The sequence below is a fragment of the Streptomyces sp. NPDC022910 genome (assembly GCF_055561075.1).
Map to the genome: position 1 here is coordinate 1 of NZ_JBVHHL010000073.1, position 23,999 is coordinate 23,999.

Annotated in this window: 20 protein-coding genes and 2 pseudogenes; 10 read left to right on the forward strand and 12 right to left on the reverse strand. The window is 70.8% G+C overall.

All coding sequences use genetic code 11. The annotated features are described in order from the left end of the window. Positions 1-445, forward strand: a 445-nt coding sequence (locus tag ACZ3TS_RS37570; RefSeq protein ID WP_467626455.1) for a DUF6884 domain-containing protein, incomplete at its 5' end; no start/stop codon positions are given. A gap of 180 nt (positions 446-625) precedes the next feature. Here the strand turns inward: ACZ3TS_RS37570 and ACZ3TS_RS37575 are convergent. The 3 genes and pseudogenes from ACZ3TS_RS37575 to ACZ3TS_RS37585 form a co-directional block, all read right to left on the reverse strand. Continuing rightward, entirely contained in the window at positions 626-1,024 is a 399-nt protein-coding gene (locus ACZ3TS_RS37575) for an MSCRAMM family protein (protein WP_467626492.1), read from the reverse strand. After that, positions 1,019-1,416 (reverse strand): annotated as a pseudogene (locus ACZ3TS_RS37580) (SLAC1 family transporter); the annotation flags it as partial. The pseudogene ACZ3TS_RS37580 and the gene ACZ3TS_RS37575, both read right to left, overlap by 6 nt. After that, entirely contained in the window at positions 1,371-1,925 is a 555-nt protein-coding gene (locus ACZ3TS_RS37585) for an SLAC1 family transporter (RefSeq protein ID WP_467626456.1), read from the reverse strand. The gene ACZ3TS_RS37585 and the pseudogene ACZ3TS_RS37580, both read right to left, overlap by 46 nt. A 178-nt stretch (positions 1,926-2,103) precedes the next feature. On the opposite strand from ACZ3TS_RS37585, the pseudogene ACZ3TS_RS37590 reads away from it, so the two are divergent. The 3 genes and pseudogenes from ACZ3TS_RS37590 to ACZ3TS_RS37600 form a co-directional block, all read left to right on the forward strand. Beyond that, positions 2,104-2,754 (forward strand): annotated as a pseudogene (locus tag ACZ3TS_RS37590) (aldehyde dehydrogenase family protein); the annotation flags it as partial. Positions 2,755-3,187: 433 nt separating this feature from the next. Further along, positions 3,188-3,742 (forward strand): glycoside hydrolase family 25 protein, encoded by a 555-nt coding sequence (locus tag ACZ3TS_RS37595; RefSeq protein ID WP_467626458.1) that lies wholly within the window; start codon positions 3,188-3,190, stop codon positions 3,740-3,742. A gap of 86 nt (positions 3,743-3,828) precedes the next feature. Continuing rightward, a complete protein-coding gene (locus ACZ3TS_RS37600; protein WP_467626460.1) occupies positions 3,829-4,371 on the forward strand; it encodes an MOSC domain-containing protein in 543 nt (180 codons plus the stop codon). A 55-nt stretch (positions 4,372-4,426) separates the two neighbouring features. Here ACZ3TS_RS37600 and ACZ3TS_RS37605 read toward each other — a convergent pair whose 3' ends face one another. Genes ACZ3TS_RS37605 through ACZ3TS_RS37615 form a run of 3 tightly spaced genes read right to left on the reverse strand, consistent with a single transcriptional unit; the run spans position 4,427 to position 6,441 of the window. After that, entirely contained in the window at positions 4,427-5,206 is a 780-nt protein-coding gene (locus ACZ3TS_RS37605; RefSeq protein ID WP_467626461.1) for an NADPH-dependent F420 reductase, read from the reverse strand. A 50-nt stretch (positions 5,207-5,256) separates the two neighbouring features. Then, a complete protein-coding gene (locus ACZ3TS_RS37610; RefSeq protein WP_467626462.1) occupies positions 5,257-5,469 on the reverse strand; it encodes an EF-hand domain-containing protein in 213 nt (70 codons plus the stop codon). Positions 5,470-5,529: 60 nt separating this feature from the next. Beyond that, positions 5,530-6,441 (reverse strand): helix-turn-helix domain-containing protein, encoded by a 912-nt coding sequence (locus tag ACZ3TS_RS37615; RefSeq protein ID WP_467626464.1) that lies wholly within the window; start codon positions 6,439-6,441, stop codon positions 5,530-5,532. A 56-nt stretch (positions 6,442-6,497) separates the two neighbouring features. Here ACZ3TS_RS37615 and ACZ3TS_RS37620 point away from each other — a divergent pair, with 56 nt between their 5' ends. Next, complete coding sequence (locus ACZ3TS_RS37620; protein ID WP_467626465.1) at positions 6,498-7,223, forward strand: GNAT family N-acetyltransferase; 726 nt, start codon at positions 6,498-6,500, stop codon at positions 7,221-7,223. Here ACZ3TS_RS37620 and ACZ3TS_RS37625 read toward each other — a convergent pair. The 6 genes from ACZ3TS_RS37625 to ACZ3TS_RS37650 form a co-directional block, all read right to left on the reverse strand. Then, a complete protein-coding gene (locus ACZ3TS_RS37625) occupies positions 7,138-8,316 on the reverse strand; it encodes a YVTN family beta-propeller repeat protein (RefSeq protein ID WP_467626467.1) in 1,179 nt (392 codons plus the stop codon). The genes ACZ3TS_RS37620 and ACZ3TS_RS37625 overlap by 86 nt on opposite strands. Then, on the reverse strand, positions 8,316-9,152 hold the full coding sequence (locus ACZ3TS_RS37630; RefSeq protein WP_467626468.1) for a polysaccharide deacetylase family protein: 837 nt from the start codon (positions 9,150-9,152) through the stop codon (positions 8,316-8,318). The genes ACZ3TS_RS37625 and ACZ3TS_RS37630 overlap by 1 nt, the downstream gene beginning before the upstream one ends. 138 nt (positions 9,153-9,290) lie before the next feature. Further along, on the reverse strand, positions 9,291-9,794 hold the full coding sequence (locus ACZ3TS_RS37635) for an ATP-binding protein (protein ID WP_467626469.1): 504 nt from the start codon (positions 9,792-9,794) through the stop codon (positions 9,291-9,293). A 336-nt stretch (positions 9,795-10,130) separates the two neighbouring features. Next, the gene (locus tag ACZ3TS_RS37640; RefSeq protein ID WP_467626471.1) at positions 10,131-10,898 is read right to left on the reverse strand and encodes an enoyl-CoA hydratase/isomerase family protein; all 768 of its coding nucleotides are present in this window, start codon (positions 10,896-10,898) and stop codon (positions 10,131-10,133) included. Between the two features lie 85 nt (positions 10,899-10,983). After that, entirely contained in the window at positions 10,984-12,225 is a 1,242-nt protein-coding gene (locus ACZ3TS_RS37645; protein ID WP_467626472.1) for a L,D-transpeptidase, read from the reverse strand. Positions 12,226-12,548: 323 nt separating this feature from the next. Beyond that, positions 12,549-13,754: a L,D-transpeptidase gene (locus tag ACZ3TS_RS37650; RefSeq protein WP_467626473.1), complete on the reverse strand. Its 1,206-nt coding sequence runs from the start codon at positions 13,752-13,754 to the stop codon at positions 12,549-12,551. Positions 13,755-14,032: 278 nt separating this feature from the next. Here ACZ3TS_RS37650 and glgX point away from each other — a divergent pair, with 278 nt between their 5' ends. The 5 genes from glgX to ACZ3TS_RS37675 all read left to right on the forward strand — a co-directional run bounded on the left by glgX (position 14,033) and on the right by ACZ3TS_RS37675 (position 23,750). Continuing rightward, positions 14,033-16,288, forward strand: coding sequence for a glycogen debranching protein GlgX (glgX, locus tag ACZ3TS_RS37655; RefSeq protein WP_467626474.1), 2,256 nt, complete (start codon positions 14,033-14,035; stop codon positions 16,286-16,288). A gap of 239 nt (positions 16,289-16,527) precedes the next feature. Then, complete coding sequence (locus ACZ3TS_RS37660) at positions 16,528-18,339, forward strand: ABC transporter ATP-binding protein (RefSeq protein WP_467626476.1); 1,812 nt, start codon at positions 16,528-16,530, stop codon at positions 18,337-18,339. Continuing rightward, positions 18,336-20,210, forward strand: a complete 1,875-nt coding sequence (locus tag ACZ3TS_RS37665) for an ABC transporter ATP-binding protein (protein ID WP_467626478.1) — start codon at positions 18,336-18,338, stop codon at positions 20,208-20,210. Before ACZ3TS_RS37660 ends, ACZ3TS_RS37665 begins: the two co-directional genes overlap by 4 nt. 22 nt (positions 20,211-20,232) lie before the next feature. Continuing rightward, on the forward strand, positions 20,233-21,963 hold the full coding sequence (locus ACZ3TS_RS37670; protein WP_467626479.1) for an ABC transporter ATP-binding protein: 1,731 nt from the start codon (positions 20,233-20,235) through the stop codon (positions 21,961-21,963). Then, positions 21,960-23,750 (forward strand): ABC transporter ATP-binding protein, encoded by a 1,791-nt coding sequence (locus tag ACZ3TS_RS37675; RefSeq protein WP_467626480.1) that lies wholly within the window; start codon positions 21,960-21,962, stop codon positions 23,748-23,750. The genes ACZ3TS_RS37670 and ACZ3TS_RS37675 overlap by 4 nt, the downstream gene beginning before the upstream one ends. Positions 23,751-23,999: the final 249 nt, after the last annotated feature.

The window sequence follows — 23,999 nt, forward strand, 5'->3', positions numbered from 1 at the left end:
CACGGAACTCGGCGTCGTACGGCGGCTTCTTCTTGGACCCCATGAATCCCAACTTCCCCTGCAATCACGGGCTCCACGCTACGAGGGGATGGTCAGCTCCTATCACCGTGCGTGCCGCAAAGCGGCTGATGCACTGCGGCCTGACCGGCTACTCATCCTCTCCGCACGCCACGGCCTGCTCGACCTCGACGACGTCATCGAGCCGTACGACACACCCCATGGTGCAGCCGAGGCCATAACAGCCCGAGATCTCCTGGAGCAGGCAACTCTGCGCGAAATCGTGCACCTCGAGCCCGTCGTTGCCCTCGGCGGCGCACGACACGTCAGCCTCGTCCGCACCATCTGGCCGCACGCCCGCACGCCTCTGGCCGGAACGCGCGGCATGGGTGAGCAAATGGCCCGACTCGCAGTGTTGCGCAATGGACGAGATTCGCACCTGACGTGACATCACGCGCGGCTGCCGGAAGGCCGCTCGGCCTCGGCAGCCGCGCGGCCGCGCCGCCTGCCCCAGCACCGCGCCTGTCTGGGCGATTTCTACCGCGACCAACTGCGCTGTGCCCGCTCCGAACGCGTGGAGCAGGCCCACCAGGCAGACGAGTTGTTCAGCTCTCGTCGTGTGCCAGCGTCAGATCGAAGGCGCCACGGCCGGTGCCGTCGAGGGTGAGGGCCGTTGCCTGGGCCGGGTACCCGCAGCTACGAGGGTGTAGCGGTCGCCTTCGAGATCGGTGAAGGCGTAGGAGCCGTCCTCGGCGGTGAGTGTGACGCCGACTACGTCTCCCGCCGGGTCGAGGAGGGTGACGCGAGCCTCGGGGATCGGACGGCCGTCAGTGGTGGCGCGGACGGTGCCACTGAGCACGGTTGCCACGCCAAGCCGCGGGTCCGGCTCGACAGGCCGCCGGCGCGCGTGCCCAGCGAGGGGCCGGCGGCGCACATGCCTGGTGGCGTGGCGTAGGGAGTGGCCGGCCACCACCACCCAGGCGGCAATGAGCAGCGCGTAGAACACGACGGCCGTCCAGACGAACACATCCGAGCCGGTCCGTGCCGCGAGGGTGCCGGTGGCGGTCACGCAGGCGCCGACCGGGAAGATGAAAGACCACCAGGTGGGCGCGAAAGGCAGTCCGGCCCGGATCGTCCGTACAGTCAGCCCCGTGGCCAGCACCAGCCACAGCATGGCGAAGCCCCACACCACAATCCCGCCCAGCAGAGCGAACACCGCGGTGCCTCGCGCGTAGGGCGCGGGCAGCGCGCTCGGCGCTACCGCGGCCAGCGCACCGAGCGCGTCACTGACTGGCCCAACGCCCCCGCCCCGATCCACACCGTAGGCACCACCGTTCCAGCGGGAGCCTCATGGTGCACCAGGCGGCCGTAGATCATTGCCAGCACCAGCAGCGTTGCGACGAGGCCGAGCCCGAGCATCGCATAGCAGCCCAGTAATAGCAGCCCAGTAGCAGGGCGAGCCGCAGCTGCCCGGCCGGTGTGTAGGGGACAAGCAGCGCGCCCGTCGCCGCGGAGACCATCGGCGGCACCACCGGCATCAGCCAGCCGCCGAACGCCGCGTCCGGCGCGAAGCGGTGCCGAGTGACCATCAGGTAAGGCACTGTGCAGGCCGTGACAAGACCAAGCACGGTACCGAGCGACCACAGCACCCAGTCCACGTCCAGCGCCGCCTCAAGCCCGATCAGCCGCCGGCCGAGCAGCAGCGCCCCGGAGCCCACCGTGAGCAGCGCCATCGGCGGCGCGCCGAAGAACTGGGCCATCACCGGATCACCGGCGTGCAACCTCAGCGCCCGCTGCCGGAGGTAACCGACAGCCAGCAGGATCAGCAGTAGCACGGCGCCCAGCCAGACCACTGTGGCGGCAGTCCGCAGTCCGTGGAAGCTCCGTGGCAGGGTGACCGCCGCGTTGGCGACGATGGCAGTGCCCATCACGGCCGCGAACCAGCTGGGGCCGAACGGCGGACGTGCCTTCCTGTTTGCCGTAGGCCTCAAAGGACGGGCGGACACGGAGGAATTCATGCCCCAAACGTATGTGGGGTCGGGTCAGCATCGTCGATCATGTCCTGATGCGAGGGGCGCATGGCACATATCGAGGAACCGCCATACTGTCTCCGTGGTGGTCGCGGTCGGCTCGGCGGGCGACGCGCTGGTGTCCCGGATCGCCGAGCGGGCCACAAAGCTCAAGATCGGCCCGGGCAACGACCCGACGTCCGAGATGGGCCCGCTCATCACCAAGGCGCACCGCGACGAGGTCGCGGACTACGTCGCGGGCGCGGCCGCCCAGGGAGCCGACGTGGTGCTCGACGGCAGGGGCTTCACCGTCGAGGGCCTGGAGAACGGGCACTGGATGGGTGTCTCGCTCCTCGACAAGGTCAGCACGGACTCGGACGCCTACCGGAACGAGATCTTCGGCCCCGTCCTGTGCGTGCTCCGCGCGGAGACCTACGAGGAGGCCATGCACATCATCAACGGCTCCCCGTACGGCAACGCCAGCTCGATCTTCACCCGGGACGGCGGCGCGGCCCGCCGGTTCCAACTGGAGGTCGAAGCCGGCATGGTCGGCGTGAACGTGCCGATGCCGGTGCCGGTGGGCTACCACTCGTTCGGTGGCTGGAAGGATTCGGCCTTCGGCGACCACCGCATGTACGGCAGCGAAGCCGTGCACTTCTACACGCGCGGCAAGGTCGTCACGAGCCGCTGGCCGGACCCGGCCGAGACGGTGGCCGGTGTGGACCTGGGCTTCCCCGCGTCCCGCTGACCGCCGCAGGCCCGCACGCGCAGGAGGCCTTCGCGCTTACTCCCGGACCCTGTTGGCCTGGCATCGCAGGTTCATCGCGGCGAAGTGGAATTCCTGGTCGCCTGCCTGCTGTCCGGGTGGGCGTCCGGGCGACTGACGCCGACCGTGCGCACCTCGCGCCATGCACCGGGATCTGCGGTCCGCATGGAAGGCTGAGGGGGCTCAACGGCCGTTTTTCTCACGGTGGTTGGGCATGGGAAGGGGTTCTCGCGCGGCCAGCCGCTGCTTGTCGGGGACCATGCCGGCGTGATCACCTCGGACTGGCGGCGAAGTCGGCTTCGGTCCTCAATTCGGTGGCTGACAAGGGCTGAACTTCCAACGTATCGGGCATATCACCCTTGCCAAGGTGAATCAGGCATTATTCCCTGCCCCCACGAGCACTTCAGGGAGCCCCATGCTGCACGGCATCGACGTCAGCGCGTACCAGTCGTCGGCGTACGACACGGACGGCGTCTCCTTCGTCTTCATCAAGGCGACGGAGGGGCGTTCGTATGTGAACCCGAGACTCACCGCCCAGACGAAGACCGCACGGGACGCCGGCTGCGTGGTCGGCTTCTACCACTTCCTGTGGCCCGGCAACATCACGGCCCAGGCCGAGTACTTCGTGAGCAAGGCCCCGGAGAAGGCGGGCGACCTGCTGGCCGTGGACTGGGAGACGACCGGCGACGGCACGCACGCGAGCAACGCCGAGAAGGACGGCTTCATCCGCAAGGTCAAGGAACTCCGGCCGCACAACCGCGTTCTCCTGTACGCGAGCCGGCACTTCTGGCTGACCGTCGACACCACGTCGTACGCGGGAGACGGCCTCTGGATCGCCGACTACGTCACCGCGGGCAAGCCCCGCATCCAGGCGGCGTGGCGCTTCCACCAGTACACCTCCGACCCCGTCGACAAGAATGTCGCCGACTTCACCAGCAAGGCCGCGCTGCAGCAGTGGGCCGGAGGGTGAGCGAGCGCAGCCTGTGGCGGGACGGAGGCACCGTCTAGGCTCTGACCTGCGGTTCGACGGGAGCCGTGGGAGAGGGGAGCTTCGCCATGGGTGGGACGGTTGCCGCGGTCAGCCGCAACGGGACGTACTCGTTCAGCAAGCCCATCCGGGAGAGCGTCACACTGGTCGCCGGGTTCGGGGTGGAGGGGGACGTCCATGCGGGGACGACCGTGAAACACCGGTTCCGGATGGAGAAGGATCCCTCGCAGCCGAATCTGCGCCAGGTTCACCTCATGCACGAGGAGTTGTTCGACGCACTGCGAGAGGCCGGGTTCGAGGTCGCCGCGGGACAGCTCGGGGAGAACATCACCACCCGGGGCGTGGATCTGCTGGGGCTGCCGGTCGGCACGCTGCTGCGGCTCGGCGACGAGGCCGTGGTGGAGGTCACCGGGCTGCGGAATCCGTGTGCGCAGATCGACGGCTTCCGCAAGGGCCTCATGAAACAGGTCGTCGGGCGGGACGCCGGCGGAAGGGTGCGCTTCAAGTCCGGGATTATGGGCGTGGTGGTCAGCGGCGGCGTGGTGCGGCCCGGAGACGACGTGAAGGTCGAGCTGCCGGTCGGGCCGCACCGGCCCCTGGATATCGTCTGAGCCAGGGCCTGTCCGACCGTTCGCGTCGGGCCCGGCGGGAACGGTCGGACAGGTCCTAGCCGCGGAACTCGGGTGTGCGCTCGGGCGACGCCTCCGCCAGCGCCTTGGTGACCCCGTCGACGCCGGCCCGCAGGCCGTACACCGGGGTGCCGGGCTGCTGGCGCCAGGAGTCGTCGATGCCGCCGGTGTCGACCGTGTCGAAGCCGAGTTCGTCGATGAGCGCCCTCACACGGCGCTTGGCCGCCTCGTCGTCACCCGCGACCGGAAGTGCCATGCGGTCCGGGTCACCGGCCGGGCGGGGGCGCTCCAGGATGTCCTGGGCGTACGTACCGTTGAAGGCCTTGATCACGGAGTGACCGATCTGCCGCTCGGTCCAGCGGCTCTCGGTGAGCCCCTCGTCCTCGATGCCCGCGATCCTTCCGTCCCGTTCCCTCGGGTAGTAGTTGCCGGTGTCGATCACGGCGACACCGTCCGCCGCGCCGCCCAGCACACCGGACGGCAGGTTCGGCACCGCCTTCACCGGGATCGTGACCACGACCACCTCGGCGCCACGGGCCGCCTCCTCGACCGTGACGGGGGTCGCGCCCGTCTCCTGCGCGAGCGCGGTGAGAGTGTGCGGGCCGCGGGAGTTGGCGACGGAGACGTCGTGGCCGAGGGCGGTGAGCCGCCTGGTGAGGTTGCCGCCGATGTTGCCCGCGCCGATGATGCCGATCTTCATGACTGGCCTCGCCCTTCCGGGGGTCGGTGTCCTTGTACAGCGTTTGCGGGCAGCACCAACCCCGATATCGTCCGGGTTATTCCTGGTTTGCACCGCACGACTGACGGCTTCTTCCATGACGAGGGGGCGCCCGCCCCTTGCCGGGCGGGCGCCCCCTCGTCATCGGCTCACTTGTTCAGGTACGTCCAGAACTCGTCGAACGACAGGACCTTGTCGCCGTTGAGGTCACGGGCGCTGATGACGGTCTCGGCGACCGCCTCGGTGACGTTCCAGTCGCCCCCCTGGGCCAGGGCGGACTTGAACTCGGCGGCGGTGATGAATCCGTCACCGTCCGCATCGATCCGCTGGAACTGCTTGCGTGCTTCCTCGATGTCCGCCACCGATCCGCCCCTTCTTGGTGCCTTTGCCGTCGTACGGCCGTCCTACTGACGGAGGTCAGATTAACGGCCCGTCCGCGCCCTCAGTGCGGCGACCACCCAGGCGAACTCCTCCCTGTGCGGCGGCGCGGGACGGCCGTTCGCGACGGACAGCAGTTCGCGGTAGCGGGCGACCCGGTCGTCGAAGGCCGTCTCCATGCGTTCCAGCACGGCGGCCGGCTCGGCGTCGCCGAGCAGGTCGCGCAGCACGGCGTCGGCCTCGGGCGCCTCGGGCGCGATACCGCGCCCCCGCGCCGCCTCCACCAGCTCGACGAGACGCTTCACGAACCACATGGACGCTCCGGCGGGAACGTCGGGCCCCCGGTCGGCGGCGTTGAGCTCGGCCGCCTTCCGCATCCGGGCCCGGAACTCCGGTTCCTGCAACATCTCGGCCAGCTCCACCCAGGCGTCGACCTGCTCGGGCGTCGGGTCCTCGGGCAGGTCCACCGCCGTGTGCCGCATCCGCTCCCGGATCTCCGGATCGACGGTGTCGAGCCCCTGGAGCATCTCCTCCACGAACTCCTCCAGGATCCGTTTGCGCTCGGCCGCCGAAAGCCGTGCCAGTTTGTTCATCAGGGTCATCTCCTCTGCGGTCGAACCGCGTCGTGCCACGGTCGACAGCACCGCCCGGGTCACCTTCAGCGCACGGATCTGCGCGTCCAGGGCCGCCACATGGGTGGCCGCCACCTCGGCGACGGTCGTCTCGCCGGCCAGCACCCTGCGGACGTCGTCCAGGCCGAGGCCCAGTTCGCGCAAGGTGCGGATCAGTTCGAGCCGGGCCACGGACCGGGCGTCGTACAGCCGGTAGCCGCCCGAGGAGCGGGTCACCGGGGGCAGGGCACCCTCGTCCGACCAGTAGCGGATGGTGCGGACGGTCAGTCCGGTGGCCCGGGACAGTTCGCCGATGGTGAAAAGGCCGGTGCCGTTCTCGATCATGTCTGCGAGTCTGGGCCTTCCAGTGGGTGGAGACTCAAGCCGGAGGAGACGGACTCATGTCCGACAGTCTGCGGGACATTCTGGACGCGGCGGCACGGAGCGTCTTCCCTCCGCCGGACGGCGGCACCACGGTCGTACGCCAGCACTCACCCCGCGACGCGGGGGTCATCGCCTTCACCGCGCACTCCGTCGTGTTCACGGACGAGGACCCGGACTGGGTGCGCGAGACGCTGGAGCGCACCGACTGCGACATGCTGGCGGCCACGATGAACGCGCGGTTCCTCACCGCCTTCATGGAGCGGACGGGGCGCAGGACCGACACGATCGACGTGCTCGTGGTCGGCTCTCCGCTGCCGGGCGAGCCGCCGCTCCCGCTGGAGGAGATCCACGACCCCGGCCATCCGCGGGTCGTCCGTTCCCAAAAGCAGCGGGACGACGTGCGGGTGTGGGCCACGCAGGGCGGTGTGCTCGTGCTGGGGCGCGGGGTCGCGGGGCGCCTCGAGGTCGCCGTCGAGGTGGACGCGGACGCACGGCACCGAGGGCTGGGGCGTGCGCTCGTCTCGGCTGCGCGGCGGCTGAGCGGGGGCGAACCGGTGTGGGCCCAGGTGTCGGCGGGGAACGCCCGCAGTCTGCGGGCGTTCCAGGCGGCCGGTTACCGTCCGGTGGGGTCGGAGGCGCTGCTCGTCGCCGACCGGCTCACCGGAAGACACCCGTGTGCCCCAGCGAGTAGCGGCCGGGCTGCGGGTAGACAGCGAGACCGTGCGGGCCACTGCCCACCTTGATGCGGGCGAGTTGCCGACCGGTGCGGGTGTCGATCGCGTACACCTCGGAGTTGTAGCGGCCGGAGAGCCACAGAACCGTGCCGTCCGTCGACACGCCGCCCATGTCGGGGCTGCCGCCGCCCGGCAGGTGCCACTTCCTGGTCAGCCGGTTGGTCTTGAAGTCGAAGACGGAGATGGTGCCCTCGCCCCGGTTGGAGACGTACATCTCGCGGGAGTCGCGGCTGACGTAGAGGCCGTGCGCGCCCTTGCCGGTGCGCAGGAAGGACGGCCGGCCGAAGGTGTCGCCGTTCAGGATCCACAGCCCGTCGGCGACCATGTCGGCGATGTAGAACGTCTTGCCGTCCGGGGAGACCTTCACGTCCTGCGGCATGGCCCCGTGGACCGGCAGCTTCTGCCGGCCGATCACCTTCATCTTCTCGGTGTCGACCTTGAGCAGTTCGCCGCTGAACTCGCAGGAGACGATGAAGTAGCGGCCGTCCTGCGAGAAGTCGGCGTGGTTGACGCCGTAGCAGCTGACCGGCACGGCCTTCGCCACCTTCATGGAGTGCGCGTCGCGGAAGACCAGTTGGCGGTCCTTGGAGGCCATCACCACCGCGTACTTGCCGTTCGGCGTGAAGTACAGGTTGTACGGGTCGTGCACGGCGACCGGCTTGCCCGCCTCACCGGTCCTCGGATCGATGGGGGTCAGGGAGTTGCCCAGGTCGTTGTTGACCCACAGCGTCTTCAGGTCCCAGGACGGCACGACGTGCTGGGGCTGGCGGCCGACCGGGATCGTCTTGATGACCTCGTACGTGCCGGGGTCGATGACGGAGACGGTGTTGGAGTTGGTGTTGGGGACGTAGATGCGGGACGGGAAGTCCTTGACCACCGACGAGAGCTGGTTCGGACGGTCGGCCGAGTAGATGTCCTTCGGGTCGAGCACGGGCGGCATGCCCGGCAGGGTCCGGACGGTCATCTGCTGCTGTGCGGGTTTGGCGGGGCCCTTGGAAGGGAGGGTCTCGTCCTTGCGGTGGGAGGACCCACTGCTGCATCCGGCGAGCGCGGCGAGCGCGGCGCCGGCGATCAGTACGCGCGTGATGGTCATGGGGTGCATCAGCTCAGCAGCTCCGTGGTGGTCACCGCGCTCAGGCCGCGGCGGTCGAGTTCGTGAAGGAGGGCGGGAAAGGCGGTGGCCGTGTCCGCGTATCCGAAATGCAGGCTCACCACGGACCCGTTGCGGGCCTCGTCGGCCACCTTGCGGGTGATGGCGGAGGCGCCTGGTGAGGTGTAGTCGAGCGAGTCGACGTCGTACGACAGGACGTGCGGGTAGCCGCTGAGCCGGGCCAGCCGTTCGACCAGCGCGGTCGCCCGCGGGGCGCGGGAGGGCCGGAACCAGGTGCCGATGGATCCGGTCAGGCGCCGCAGCCGGTCGGCGCACCCCTGGATCTCGGCGTACGCGTCGGTCTCGGACATGGTGTTGATGCCGAGGTGGCGCAGGGTGTGGTTGCCGAGGTCGTGCCCGCCGTCGAGGATGCGCCGGGCGATGTCGGGTTGTTCGTCGAGCCAGGTGCCGACCGCGAGCACGGTGATCTTGGCGCCCGCCTTCTCCGCCGTGTCGAGGATCGATCGGGCGAAGCGCGGGTCGCCCTGGCCGTGGAAGGTGAGTGCCACTCGGGGGCGGTTGCGCGGACCGTGGGCGATCTGACCGGGCTGCTGCGGGTATCCGCGGGGCAGGGGTGGGGCGATCGGAGCGCTGGGGGTGGCGGTGGCGCGGGACGGGGGGGGCCGGTGGACGGTGCCGACGCCCGGAGAACAGGCGGCGGCGAGCGCACCGGCTGCGGCGAGTCCCGTGCCCGCGCGCAGCGCCGCGCGGCGGTCGGGCACCGTAGGCGCGGTGCCCGTCTCACGGTCCGGTGGGGAGGGGGGAACGGGCGTGGTCACCCTTCCCATTTAAGGGCGAGGTGGTGTGAATTCCGGCGATTGGGGCGATGGCGGGAGGGGCGGGTCGCGCGGACACACACTCACCCGAACCGCCCGCACGCCCCTTCGTCGCACCTGTCGCAGACGACAGGTGGGCGCGGCGCGCGGTCAGCGCTCGGCGACGCGCATCTCGAACCAGGTCGTCTTGCCGCGCGGCAGCAGGTCGACGCCCCAGCGGTCGGCGAGCTTGTCCACGAGGAAGAGTCCGCGCCCGCTCAGGTCCAGTTCCTGCACCGGCATCAGACAGGGCAGTCCGCGCGAGGGATCGCGGACCTCGATACGGATCCAGCCCCGGCGTCGCCGCATGCGTAAACCGAAGATGCGCGCGCCCGTGTGCCGCACCGCGTTGCCGACGAGTTCGGAGACGAGCAGAACCGCGTCCTCCGTCGTTCTCGGGGTGAGTCCCCAGTGACGCAGAATCACGACCTGGGCGAGCCGACGTGCGGTGGCCGCGGATTCGGGCCGGGACGGCAGCGGCACCTCCGCCTCCGTGGGGTTTCCGAACAACTCCAGTGCCCTGAGCGCCCGTTCATCCTCGACCGCAGGCGACCAGCGCGCCGCGGTCGCACTCCCGTGCCGCTGCGGCTGTTCCATACCCTCCAGCCCCGCCATGCACCCATGATGGCCGTCCAGCGCGCCGTCCGGTGGCGTTACGGCGGAACACGCCCCCCGGAAGCACACTTTCCACACGATTCGATAGGCATATGCCAGCTGCAATTCGGAGCCGGTTGCACCCCAACTGACCTGTGAAAACAGGCCGGTTGGGGGCAATCGCCACGCGCCTTCGACATAACAGCCTTAAGGTTGCCTTAAGGCTGCGATAAACCCCTCCATCGAGGGACACGGGTGAGACGTCGCGTCAACTGCAAGTGGATCAGGGTAATTTCCTGAACAACTCTCACGTCAGGCAGTGAAGTCCGCACCCCTGCACGGACGGTGACGGGAGAGCTAGACGAACTTCGCCTTGCCCGGCCCCTCTTCCACGAAGCTGCGCATCCCGCGCTCGCGGTCCTCGGTCGCGAACAGGCCCGCGAACCAGGTCCGTTCCACCGCGAGACCGGTCTCGATGTCCGTCTCCAGACCCGTGTCGACGGCCTCCTTGGCGGCGCGCAGCGCGATCGCCGGGCCCTGGGCCAACTTGGCAGCCCAGGTGTACGCCTCGGAGTACACCTCGTCAGCCGGCACCACCCGGTCGACAAGGCCCAGCGTCAGCGCCTCGTCCGCCTTCACCATCCGGCCCGTGAAGATCAGGTCCTTGGCCCTGGACGGGCCGATCAGGCGCGCGAGGCGCTGGGTGCCGCCGGCGCCGGGGATCAGGCCGAGCAGGATCTCCGGCTGGCCCAGCTTCGCGTTCTCGGCGGCGATGCGGTAGTCCGCGCACAGCGCCAGCTCGCAGCCCCCGCCCAGGGCGTACCCGGTGACGGCGGCGACGACCGGCTTGGGGATGCGGGCGACGGCGGTGAAGGATTCCTGCAGGGCGCGGGAGCGCAGGACCATCGCAGCGTGGTCCATGCCCTGCATCTCCTTGATGTCCGCGCCCGCCGCGAACACCTTCTCCCCGCCGTGGACGACCACGGCGCGCACGTCCTCGCGGCGCGTGATCTCCTCGGCGAGTTCCTTGAGCCGGTCCTGGGTGGCGACGTCCAGCGCGTTCATGGGCGGGCGGTCCAGGCGGAGAGTGCCCACGCCCTCGGCGACTTCGAGATGCACAGTCATGCAGGAAGGTTAACGGGCACTAACGACGACGGGCCCGGTGTGCTCGCTCACAGCGGCACACCGGGCCCGGGTCACCGGATCGGGCTTACTTGATCCACTCGTCCCAGGACATGTTCCAGCCGTTGAGCCCGTTGTCGGGGGCGACCGTCTTGTCGTGGGAGTTCTTCACGATGACGACGTCACCGATCATCGAGTTGTTGTAGAACCAGGCGGCGGGCACCGACTTGTCGTAGCCGCCGCGCACGTCGCGCAGGCCGACACAGCCGTGGCTCGCGTTGTAGTTGCCGAAGGCGCCGCCACCCCAGTAGTTGCCGTGGATGAAGGTGCCGGAGTCGGTCAGGCGCTCGGCGTGCGGCACGTCCTTGATGTCGTACTCGCCGCCGTAGCCGACGGTCTCGCCGTTCATCCGGGTCACGACCAGGCGCTCGCTGATGACCATCTGGCCGTTCCAGGTGTCGTAGCCCGGCTTGCCGGTGGTGACCGGGATCGTCTTGACGACCTTCCCGTCGCGCTTGACGACCATCTGATGGGTCTTGGCGTCGACGGTGGAGACCTGGCTGCGGCCGATGGTGAAGCTCACGGTCTTGGCCTGCTTGCCGTAGACGCCGGGGCGGCCCTCGACGCCGTCGAGATTGAGGTTGACGGTGACCTTGGTGCCGGCCTTCCAGTACTCCTCGGGCCGGAAGTCGAGACGGTCGTTGCCGAACCAGTGGCCGCGGACCTCGACGGCCGGCTCGGTCTTGACGGTGATGGCCTTCTGGACGTCGGCCGGGTGGGTGATGCCCCGGGTGAAACGGATCGAGAACGGCATACCGACGCCGACGGTGGAACCGTCCTCGGGCGTGAAGTTGCCGATGAAGGTGTTCTCCGGGGTGAGCGTGGTGAACGAGGACTCCTCGGCGGAGGTGAGCCCCGCGGAGTCCTTGGCGACCGCGTGGACCTTGTAGGTGGTCGCCGCGGCGAGATGCGTCGAGGGCGTCCAGGTGGCGCCCCCGCCGGTTATCCTCCCGGCGACCTCGTGGCCCTTCGCGTCCTCGACCTTGACCTCTGTCAACTTGCCCTTGGCTGCCGTCACCTTCAGGGCGCTGCTGGTGTCCACGGCCTTGGCCCCGTCCTTCGGGGCTATGGTGACGACGGCCTGCGACTGCTTGCTGCCGGCAGTAGCGGAGTCCTTGGGCTTCGCGTCCCCCGCCCCGGCACCGGAGTTCCCTCCCCCGCCGCACGCGGTGGCGGTGAGCAGGAGGGCACCGAGTATCAGTGCCGGCAGCCCCCTGCGTCCACGCTTCCGCGCACTAACCGACGCCCCCCGTATCGGTCGCCCGTTCACGTTCTTTCTCCCCTCGCACGGCCTGTTGAGGCCCGCACACCCCGACATTTCTTCGTGGCGAGACACCGACCGTGCCAGGCCCTTCGGGCCTCCGCGTTCCCCCAAGCCCTCGGCTTCGCTCGAGCAGGGGGGACCCCCACGGTCTCTCGTCACTGGCGCGTCCATGCGGCTCTGGCTCGCGACCCGCGCGCGCATTGCGCAAATTAATCACACCCCCTGGCCCGATGACTCCCCGCGATTGTCACTGTTCAGTCCCAAACCGGGGCCGCGCGCAGGCGCATCGGGGACGCCGGATACGCTCCCCCGCGTGCAACTGTGCCGCACTACCGCACCGCGCTGCCCGACTTCCACTCGCTCCAGCTCATGTTCCACCCGCCGAGCCCGTTGTCGGCAGCGACCTTCTTGTCCTTGCTGTGGACGACCTCGATGACGTCGCCGACGAGACTGCGGTCGAAGAACCAGCCCGCGGGGGTGTCGGAGCGGCCGCCTTTGACATCCCTCAGGCCCACGCAGCCGTGGCTGACGTTGGCGTGTCCGGGGGCGTCGGGGGCCCAGTAGTTGCCGTGCACGAAGGTGCCGGACTCGGTCAGGCGCATGGCGTGGGGAACGTCGGGGATGTCGTACTCGCCGCCGAAACCGACCGTGCGGCTGTTCATGCGGGTCACCTGGAGCATCTCCATGACCACCATCTTCCCGTTGTACGTGGTGGTCTTGGCGGCGCCCGCGGTGATGGGCACGGTGGCGATCAGCCGTCCGTCGCGGCGAACCCGCATGGTGTGCGCGGCCGCGTCGACGCGTGAGACCTGGCTGCGGCCGACGGTGAACGAGACGTTCTTGTACTGGAGTCCGTACACCCCGGGCGCGCCCTCCACGTCGCGCAGCCGCAGCCCGACCGTGACCAGGGTGCCGGGCCTCCAGTACCTCTCGGGCCGGAAGTCGACGCGGTCCTTGCCGAACCAGTGCGGCCGGATCTCGACAGCGGGCCTGGCGGTCACGTGGATCGCGCGCTCGACCGCGGCACGGTGGGTGATCGCCCGGTTGAACTGCACGGACACGATCATTCCGGTGCCCACCGTCGATCGGTTCTCCGGGGTGAGGTATCCGATGAACCGCTCGTCGGGGACGAAGGTGGTGAAGGTCGTGTGGCGGGCCGAGCGGCGGCCCTGTCCGTCGAGGGCCACGGCGTCGACCCGGTACTTGGCGGCGAGGGCGAGACCCGGGCGGTCGGGTTGCCAGACCATCCCGTCGGCGGAGAGGTGCCCGGGCACCGGGGAGTCCTGCCCGTCCTGGGACCTGACGACGGTCACCGACTCAAGGCGGCCGTCCGACACCCGCACCCGAAGCCGCCGGTCGGCGCGCACGTCCTTGCTGCCGTCGTCGGGAGTGACACGGATGGCGTCCTCGGACGCGGGCGGCTTGCCCATCACGTCGTCGAGTCCGTGGGACGTGCAGCCTGCCAGCAGACCCGCCCAGGTCAGTGCCGCGGCCAGTGCGGCTGCTGCGCGCCGCGCGCGCGTCTGTACGTGCATCACGGTGATCCCAACGACCCGGCCCCTCCTGGGGAAACGTGAGTGCGAGCCACGCTCTGGGCAGAACAGTGGGGAGGACGACACGATGGGGAGCCGCGCCCGTGAGCCGCAGGGGCGCGCCGGTGTCGACAGGTCGAGCGCGCGGAGGCCCCAAGGGCTGCGCACGGTCGGCCCGTCGGCGCCGGCTGAGGCACCCCGGAGGCGAACAAGCCAGGAAGGGGCGGGACACCGCGCGCCCTCTTTCCGTCTCGTCCCACCGAGCCGCGGGAGGCTGACAGGTGTCCAGCGCAGCCGAGCAGGAGGCAGTGCAGGAGGAGCGGGCGGACGAGGGACGGTCCGTGCGCCCGGCTGCCGTGCTGAACGGCAGTCGGCTCCCGGCCGTGCCCGTGTGGCCGGGCGCGCCCACACCGCTCGGGGCGCGCTTCCGCGCGGGCCCGGACGGGGTCGTGGGCACCAACTTCGCGCTGTGGGCGGGCGGCGCGGAGGCGGTGGAGCTGTGCCTGTTCGACGGGCGGGGCGCCGACAGCCGCGAGACCCGTGTGCGGCTCACCGAGCTGACGCACGAGATCTGGCACGGTTTCGTGCCGGGCGTGATGCCCGGACAGCGGTACGGCTACCGGGTGCACGGCCGCTGGGACCCGTGGACCGGCGCGCGCTGGAACCCGGCGAAACTGCTCCTCGACCCGTACGCGCGCGCCGTCGACGGCGACTTCGGCCTGCCGCCGGAGGTGTACGGGCATGTGCGGGACTGGCCGCAGCAGCACGTCGCGGACACCGTGCGCGACGAGAGGGACTCGGCGCCGCATGTCCCCAAGGGCGTGGTCGTGCACGACGACGACGACTGGGCGGACGACCACCGTCCGAAGACGCCGTGGGCGGACTCGGTGATCTACGAGTTGCACGTCCGCGGCTTCACCCGGCTGCACCCGGACATCCCCGAGGAACTGCGCGGCACCTACGCGGGCCTCGCGCACCCGGCGGCCGTCGAGCACCTGGTGAGGCTGGGCGTGACGGCCGTGGAGCTGCTTCCGGTGCACCAGTTCGCGCACGAGGACCATCTGCTTCGGCGGGGGCTGAAGAACTACTGGGGCTACAACTCGATCGGCTACTTCGCCCCGCACGCGGCCTACGCGTCCTCCGGTACGACCGGCCAGCAGGTCGGCGAGTTCAAGCGGATGGTACGGGCGCTGCACGCGGCCGGGATCGAGGTCATCCTCGACGTGGTCTACAACCACACGGCGGAGGCGGGCGAGTTGGGCCCGGTGCTCTCCCTGAAGGGCATCGACAACCGCGGCTATTACCGCCTGCAGTCGGACGCCCGCCGCTACGCGGACTACACGGGCTGCGGCAACACGCTGCATGTGGTCCAGCCGCACGTCCTGCGTCTGATCACCGACTCCCTGCGGTACTGGGTGACGGAGATGGGCGTGGACGGCTTCCGCTTCGACCTGGCGGCGGCGCTGGCGCGGTCGATGCACGACGTCGACATGCTGTCCCCGTTCCTCGCCGTGATCGCCCAGGACCCGGTGCTGCGCAGGGTGAAGCTGATCGCGGAACCGTGGGACGTGGGCTCGGGCGGCTACCAGGTCGGCGCGTTCCCACCCCTGTGGACGGAGTGGAACGACCGGTACCGCAATGCCGTACGGGACTTCTGGCGGGGTGCGCTGCCGGACGTACGCGACCTGGGGTACCGCCTGTCGGGTTCCAGCGACCTGTACGCGTGGGGCGGCCGCCGACCGTACGCGTCGGTCAACTTCGTGACGGCACACGACGGATTCACCCTGCGTGACCTGGTGTCGTACGAACGCAAGCACAACGAGGCCAACGGCGAGGGCAACCGCGACGGCTCCGACGACAACCGCTCCTGGAACTGCGGCACGGAGGGGGAGACGGACGACGAGCGCGTACGGGCCCTCAGACGCCGTCAGTTGCGCAACCTGCTGACCACGCTGCTGCTGTCGACAGGCGTACCGATGCTGGTGGCGGGCGACGAGATGGGCCGCACCCAGCGCGGGAACAACAACGCCTACTGCCAGGACAACGAGATCGGCTGGGTGGACTGGAGCCTGCTGCAGGACCCGGGCTGGCGGGCGCTCTTCGACCTCACCTCGCGCCTGATCGAGCTGCGCCACCGCCATCCGGTGCTGCGCCGCCGGGCGTTCTTCTCCGGCCGGGCCCATTCCGCGGACGGCCTCAGGGACCTGGCGTGGTTCACGGCACGCGGGGCGGAGATGACCGAGCGCGACTGGTACGCGCCCGCGGCGACCCTGGGCATGTACCTCTCGGGCCGCGACATACCGGGCCGCGACGCACGGGGCGCGCCGGTGGTGGACGACAGCTTCCTGGCCGTCCTGCACGCCGGGGACCGCCCGGCCGGTTTCGTACTGCCGGGTCCGCCGTGGGCGCAGCGGTACGAACTGGTCGTGGACACCTCCCGCGAGGAGCAGACGCGGCCGCCGGGGATGGTGCACCGGGCGGGCGCGACGGTGACGGTGCCGGGGCGGGCGGTACTGCTGCTGCGGGTGGCGGACTGAGGCCGTGCCCCACGTCGTGGGCCGCTGGTCAAGGGCCGAGCGTCCCGGGCGGGCGGGGTCCGGCGCATCGGCCACGCGCTCGACGGGGCATCGGCCGATCGGTTGATGGCCAGGTACGGCCTCATCCGTCGACGAGGCCGTGCGGCCCCTCGAACGCGCAGGTCGTAGGACCGACGGCGAATCCGGGTCCGGCCAAAACTAGGTGGGCACTGTCAGTGCCGATCCGTAGGCTCCCACTGATGCCCACACAACGTGTAACGCCCAAGGACCGTTCGGCCGTCCGAACCCTGCTGCGCCTGTGGCCGTATGTCCGGCCGGTACGGGTGCGGCTGTTCATCGCCGCGTTCGTCGCGAGCGCCGCATCGTGCGTCGGCCTGGTCATCCCGCTCGTCCTGAAGTGGCTCGTGGACGGGCCGGTGGCCGACCGGGATCCGGCGGGAGTGTGGCTCGGCGCGCTGTACGTGCTGCTGCTCGGGGTCGCCGAGGCGGTGCTGTTCGGGATCAGGCGGTGGCTGGTGGCACGTCCGCTGTCCCGCGTCGAGGCCGACATGCGGGCCGATCTGTACCGGCATCTGCAGCGCCTTCCGGTCGCCTTCCACGACCGCTGGGCATCGGGGCAGCTGTTGTCGCGGGGGACGACGGATCTGATGCTGCTGCGCATGTTCCTGGCTTTCCCGCTGACGTTCCTGCTGGTCAACGCCGTGACGATCCTCGCGGGCGTGATCATCATGCTGCTCCAGGACTGGACACTCGGACTCGTCATCCTCGGGCCGGGCATCCCGGTCATGATCATGTGCGCGGTCTTCGAGCGGCGGTACGCGGAGGTGGCGCGGCGGGCGCAGGACCAGGTGGGCGATCTGACGACCGTGGTGGAGGAGAGCGTGCTCGGCATCCGGATCATCAAGGGGTTCGGGCGCCACCGCAGCCAGGCGCGGGCGTTCGGCGAGCTGTCGCGGACGCTGCGCGGCACGGAGATGCACAAGGCGCGGCTGCTCGCGTCCATCTGGGCGGTCATCGTCACGCTGCCCGAGGTGGCGATCGGGGCTGCGCTGGTGCTGGGAACGATTCAGGTGGCGAACGGCGACCTGTCCGCGGGGACGCTGGTGGCGTTTCTGTCGACGGCGCTGGCGCTGCGCTGGCCGGTGGACTCGATCGGGTTCCTGTTGGCGATGAGCCAGGAGGCGGCCACGGCGACAGAGCGGTACTTCGAGGTGATGGACGAGGAGCCGGAGGCGGCGACGCCCGGCGCCGCCGAGTTGCGGTCCCCGCCACCGGTCGGCACCACCACAGCGCGAGCGGACGGACTGCGGTTCCACGACGTCCGGTTCCGCTACCCCGACGCCCCCGCCGACTCCCCTCCCGTGCTCGACCGCATCGACCTCCACATCCACCCCGGCGAGACCATGGCCCTCGTCGGAGCCACCGGCTGTGGGAAGACCACGCTCACCGCGCTCATCCCGCGCCTGCACGAGGTGACGTCGGGGCGTATCACGTTGGACGGCGAGGACATCACGGCCATGTCCCGCGAAGCGCTGCGTGCCGAGGTGGCCGTCGCCTTCGAGGAACCCACCCTCTTCTCCACCACCGTCGGCGACAACGTCCTCATGGGCGCCCCGGACACCGCCGGCGAGCAGGAGCTCGAGCGTGCCCTCGGCATCGCTCAGGCCGACTTCGCACACGCCCTCCCCCAGGGCACGCGGACCCAGGTCGGCGAGCAGGGCCTCAGCCTGTCCGGCGGCCAGCGGCAGCGGCTCGCGCTGGCCCGCGCCGTCGTCGGCAGCCCCCGCTTCCTCGTCCTCGACGACCCCCTCTCGGCCCTGGACGTGCACACGGAGGCCGCGGTCGAGGCGGCCCTGCGCCGGGTGCTGGACGGAACGACCGCCCTGGTCGTGGCGCACCGCCCGTCCACGGTCCTGCTCGCCGACCGCGTCGCCCTGCTCTCCGGCGGCAGTATCACCGCCGTCGGCACCCACCAGGAACTGCTGCGTACGAACGCCGAGTACGCCCATCTGATGTCCGGAGACTGCGGGGACAGCGAGGAGGCCCGATGACGGCGCCCACGACGACCGCGCCGGACAACGAAGAAAACGAGGAAGCGGCCAGGCGGCCGGCGCAGGCGCCCGCCGGTTCCGACGACGCCTTCGACCAGGACACCCTCCCCGCGCCCCCGGGCGCCACGGCCGCCCTGCTGCGCTCGCTGCTCGCCCCGCTCAGGGCCCGGGTCGTGCTGACCTGCGTGCTGCTCCTGTTCCAGCAGGCCGCGGTGCAGGTCGGCCCGCTGCTGGTGGCGTACGCCATCGACCGCGCCGTACCGGCGTTCCGGCACGACGACCACGGTCCGCTGATCGCGGTGGCGGTCGCCTACCTGCTGTCCGCCACGATCGCGGGCGGGCTCCAGTACGCGTTCATCGTCGCCTCCGCCCGTGTCAACCAGGACGTGCTGCTCGATCTGCGCGGCCGGATCTTCCGCCACGCACAGGCACTGAGCATCGACTTCCACGAGCGCTACACCTCGGGCCGGCTGATCTCCCGCTCCACGACGGACGTCGAGTCGCTGCGCGAACTGCTCAGCGAGGGCCTGCAGGAACTGGTCACGGTCATCCTGTCGTTCGTCTACATCTCGGTGATGCTGCTGTGGCTGGACCTCGGCCTGGGCGCCGTGGCGGTGGCGTCCCTCGTGCCGCTGTACTGGCTCGTGCGGCTCTACCGGCGCCGGGCCGACCGCATCTTCCGTCTTCGGTCGACGCGGATCGCCGCGGTCATCGTGAAGTTCGCGGAGACGATGAACGGCATCCGCCCGGTGCGCGCGTTCCGTCGCGAGGAGGCCAACGACGCCGACTTCCGCGTCCTCAACATGCGGCACGCGCAGACCAACGGCGACGCGCTCCTGGAGATGGCCCGCTATGTCACCGGCTCTCGGCTGGTGGCCAACACGGCCGTGGCCGGAATCGTGCTGTGGGGCGCGTACCGGGTGGCGGAGGACTCGCTGGCGCTGGGTGTGCTGGCGGCCGCGGTCCTCTACCTGCGCCGCCTGTACGACCCGATCGACCGGCTGGGGATGTTCCTCAACGCGTATCAGTCGGCGGCTGCCTCACTGGAGAAGATCGCGGGGCTGCTGGCGCAGACCCCGTCGGTACCCGAGCCGTCCACCCCCGGGCGGCTGCCGGAGCTGGAGGGCGAGCAGCCGGGCCGCGAGGTCGTCTTCGAGGACGTCCGGTTCGCGTACCGCACGGGCGGCGAGGTGCTGCCGCGTTTCTCGCTGACGCTGCCGGCCGGGCGGACGGTGGCGGTGGTCGGCGCGACAGGCGCCGGGAAGTCGACGCTGGCGAAGCTGCTCGCCCGCTTCTACGACCCCTCCGAAGGCCGCGTCCTGCTGGACGGCGTGGACCTGCGCGACCTCGCCCTGCCCGAGCTGCGGCGCGGGGTCGTGATGGTGACCCAGGAGGCGTTCCTGTTCTCCGGCACGGTCGCCGAGAACATCGCGATCGGCCGTCCCGACGCGACCCGGGAGGAGATCGAGCAGGCGGCCAAGGCGATCGGCGCACACGATTTCATCAGCGCGCTGCCCGAGGGCTACGACACCGACGTACGCAAGCGCGGCGGCCGCATCTCGGCCGGTCAGCGCCAACTCGTCGCGTTCGCCCGCGCATTGCTCGCCGACCCGGCCGTGCTGATCCTCGACGAGGCGACCAGCTCACTGGACATCCCCGGCGAACGGGCCGTGCAGCGGGCGATGGTGACGGTGCTGCGGGGCCGCACGGCCGTCGTGATCGCCCACCGGCTGTCGACCGTGGAGATCGCGCACCGTGTGCTGGTCATGGAGGACGGCCGCATCGTCGAGGACGGCAGCCCGGCCGAACTGATCGCGGCGACGGGACGGTTCGCGGATCTGCACCGGGCCTGGCGGGACAGCCTGGCGTGAGAGAACGGGGGATCGTGCGCAGATGATCGACGCCTACGAGGACCCCGGGACGCCCGACTGTCGTGGCGGCCCGCGGTATCTGTGGTGGCTGGTGACACGGCAGCCGTGGCGGTCCGTTGCGGGGGCGCTGCTCGGCAGTGTGTGGATGGTGCTGCTGTCGGCGACGCCCTATCTGATGGCCCGTGCGATCGACGAGGGCCTTCAGCCGGGCGACATGGGCGCGCTCGCCGGGTGGACCGCCGCGCTGGTCGTGGTCGGGGCCTTCAACGCCTGGCTGAGCATCATGCGGCACCGCGTGATGACCCGGGTGCGGATGGACGCCCACTTCCGCACGGTCAAGGTCGTCGTGGGGCAGGCGATCCGGCTGGGGGCCGCGCTGCCGCGGCGGTCCGGGGCCGGTGAGGTGGTCACGATCGGCGTGGGCGACGTGCAGACGATCAGCAACTCCCTGACGGTGGTCGGCCCCGGCGTCGGCGCGGTCGTCGCCTACGGCGTGGTCGCCGGGCTTCTGCTGTCGGTCTCCGCGCAGCTCGCCGCGGTCGTGTTGCTCGGTGTGCCGGTGACAGCTCTGATCCTCGGGCCGCTGATGGGGCGGTTGCAGGGCACGGAGGCGGAGTACCGGGAGCGGCAGGGCGTGCTGACCGCTCGGATCGGCGACCTCGCGGGCGGGCTGCGCGTCCTCAACGGCCTCGGCGGCAAGGGGCTGTTCGCGGATGTCTTCCGCCGGGACTCACGGCGGCTGCGGGATCAGGGGTACCGGGTCGGGTCGGTGACCAGCTGGATGCAGGCGCTCGGGGTGGGGCTGCCGACACTGTTCCTCGCCGTCGTGACCTGGCGGGCGGCCCGGCTGGCCGCCCAAGGCGCCATCACGGTGGGAGAGTTGGTTGCGGTGTACGGGTATGTCGCCGTGATGGTGCGTCCGGTGGCGTTTCTCATCGAATGCGGCTACCAGCTCAGCCGGGGCGTGGTGGCCGCCCGCCGCGTCGTACGGCTGCTGCGGCTGGAACCGGAGCCCGACGACGGCAGGCGTGATCCGCCCGCGGAACCGTCCGTGCTGCACGACCCGGAGTCCGGCGTGCGGGTGCTGCCGGGTCGGCTGACCGCGCTGACCGGGGCGTCGCCCGCGGACGCCGTGGCCGTCGTCGACCGCCTGGGCCGCTACGTCCCGTCGGAGGCGACCTGGGGTGGGGTGCGGCTGGAGGAGATTCCGCTGCCGCGGGTGCGGGCGCGGATCCTGGTCGCCGACAACGAGGCCGACCTGTTCGCGGGGACGCTGCGCGAACTGGTCGGCGGGCACCGGGAGCCGGAGGACATCGACGAGGCGGCGGTCCTGAGCGCGGTGCACGCGGCGGTGGCCGACGACATCGTGCAGGGCCTGCCGGAAGGGATGGGCTCGGCGATCGACGCGCAGGGGCGCAACCTCTCCGGAGGCCAGCGGCAGCGCGTCCGGCTCGTGCGGGCGCTGCTCGCCGACCCGGAGGTGCTGCTGGCCGTCGAGCCCACCTCGGCGCTCGACGCGCACACCGAGGCGGCGGTCGCGGACCGGCTGCGGGACGCCCGCGCGGGCCGTACGACCGTGGTGACCACCACTTCCCCGCTGGTGCTCGACCGGGCGGACACCGTGTACTACCTGGTCGACGGCAAGGTCGCGGCCACCGGGAGTCATCAGCGGCTGCTGGAGACGGAGCCGGGGTACCGGGCGCTGGTGGCGCGGGACACCGACACAACTGCTGCCGAGGAGGCCGTGGGGTGAGCCGGGGACAACTGCCCGTCGCCGAGCCCGTCGACGTGCGCCGGGCCGCCGTACGGCTGGTGCGGGCCGATGGGCGGGCCTTCGCCGCCGTGCTGGCCCTGAACGCGGCGGCGGCCGGTGCGGGGCTGGCCGGGCCGTGGCTGCTCGGGCGGATCATCGACGAGGTCCGGGCCGGGGACGGCGTAGCGGCCGTGGACCGGATGACGCTCGGCATCCTGTTGTGCTCGCTGGCACAACTGCTGCTGGCGCGCTGGGCCCGGTACGTGGGGCACCGTTTCGGGGAGCGGTCGCTGGCGCGGGTGCGCGAGGAGTTCGTCGACCGGGCCCTCGCACTGCCCGCGTCCGTGGTCGAGCGGGCCGGCACCGGTGACCTGACCGCGCGCGGCACCGCCGACGTGGCCACCGTCGGCACCACGCTGCGCGACGCCGGGCCCGAGCTGCTGATCAGCGTCGCGCAGGCGCTGTTCCTGCTCGGCGCGGTCTTCGCGTTGGACCCGCTGCTCGGCGCCATCGGCGTGTTCTGCCTGGCCCCCATCTGGTGCGTGCTGCGCTGGTATCTGCGCCGGGCACGGGACGGCTACCTCGCGGAGGGCGATGCCGGTTCCCAGGTCGCGGAGATCCTCGCGGCGACCGCGTCCGGGGCGCGCACGGTCGAGGCGTTCCGGCTCCAGGAACGCCGGATCGCGACCAGCCGCGACGCCCTGGAGACCTCCCGGCGCAGGCGCCTGTACACGCTGTACCTGCGGTCCGTGTTCTTTCCCGTGGTCGAGGTGTCGTACGTGCTTCCCGTGGCCGGGGTGCTGCTGGTCGGCGGAGTGCTGCACGCGCACGGGTCGATGAGCCTCGGGTCGGTGGTGGCGGCCGCGGTCTACCTGCAGCAGTTCAGCACGCCGCTGGACGACATCCTGATGCGGGTCGAGCAGTTGCAGAGCAGCGGCGCCTCCTTCGCCCGGGTGGAAGGGCTCGGCCGGGCCCCGCACGCCGCGCGGGAGGAAGCGTCCGCGGCCCCCGCGGACGACCGGATCGACGTGACGGACGTGCGCTACGCCTACGACCGCGGGGGTGAGGTGCTGCGCGGGGTCGACCTGACCGTGCGGCCCGGGGAGCGGCTGGCGGTGGTCGGCCCCTCCGGAGCCGGGAAGACCACGTTGAGCAGACTGCTGGCGGGCATCGACGCGCCGAGCGCGGGATCGGTGACCGTGGGCGGGGTGCCGATCGCCGGTCTCGGGCCGGAGCGGTTGCGGCGCCAGCTCGTCCTGGTCACCCAGGAGCACCATGTCTTCCTCGGTTCGGTCCGCGAGAACCTGCGGATCGCCGAACCGTCCGCCACGGACGAGGAGCTGTGGGCCGCCCTCGCCGCGGTGGGCGCCGACGCATGGGTGCGGAAGCTGCCGGGCGGCCTCGACACCGAGCTGGGCTCGACGGGTTGCCGCACGGACGGCCCGCAGGCCCAGCAACTCGCCCTCGCCCGGGTGGTGCTGGCCGACCCGCACACCCTGGTCCTCGACGAGGCCACAGCCCTTCTCGACCCCACCACCGCCCGCCACACCGAGCGCGCCCTGGCCGCAGTCCTCGAGGGCCGCACCGTCATCGCCATCGCGCACCGCCTCCACACGGCGCACGACGCGGACCGCGTGGCCGTGATGGAGGACGGCCGCCTGACCGAACTCGGCACGCACGACGAACTGGTGGCGGCCGACGGGGCGTACGCGACGCTGTGGCGGACGTGGCACGGCGAACGCCCGCCGGAACCTCCCCTTACCTCACCTCCCGTGACCCGCACCTGAAGGATCCGTATACCGAACATGACCATCCGGGCAACGAACCAATTCCGGCCAAGTTTTTGACGCGCTCCTGACAGAAAGCGCGGTCCCCTGACACGCTTCCCACGGCCACTTCACAGCAACCCCACAACTGCACCCCCGTGCGGTGGCCCGTGACCTTCACGCACCTGGTTCCGCGTTCCGTCCTTGTTCTGCCCGGACGGCTGACCATCCGTCCGGTCTCCCCTGGCCGCGCGACCCGCGGCCACGCAG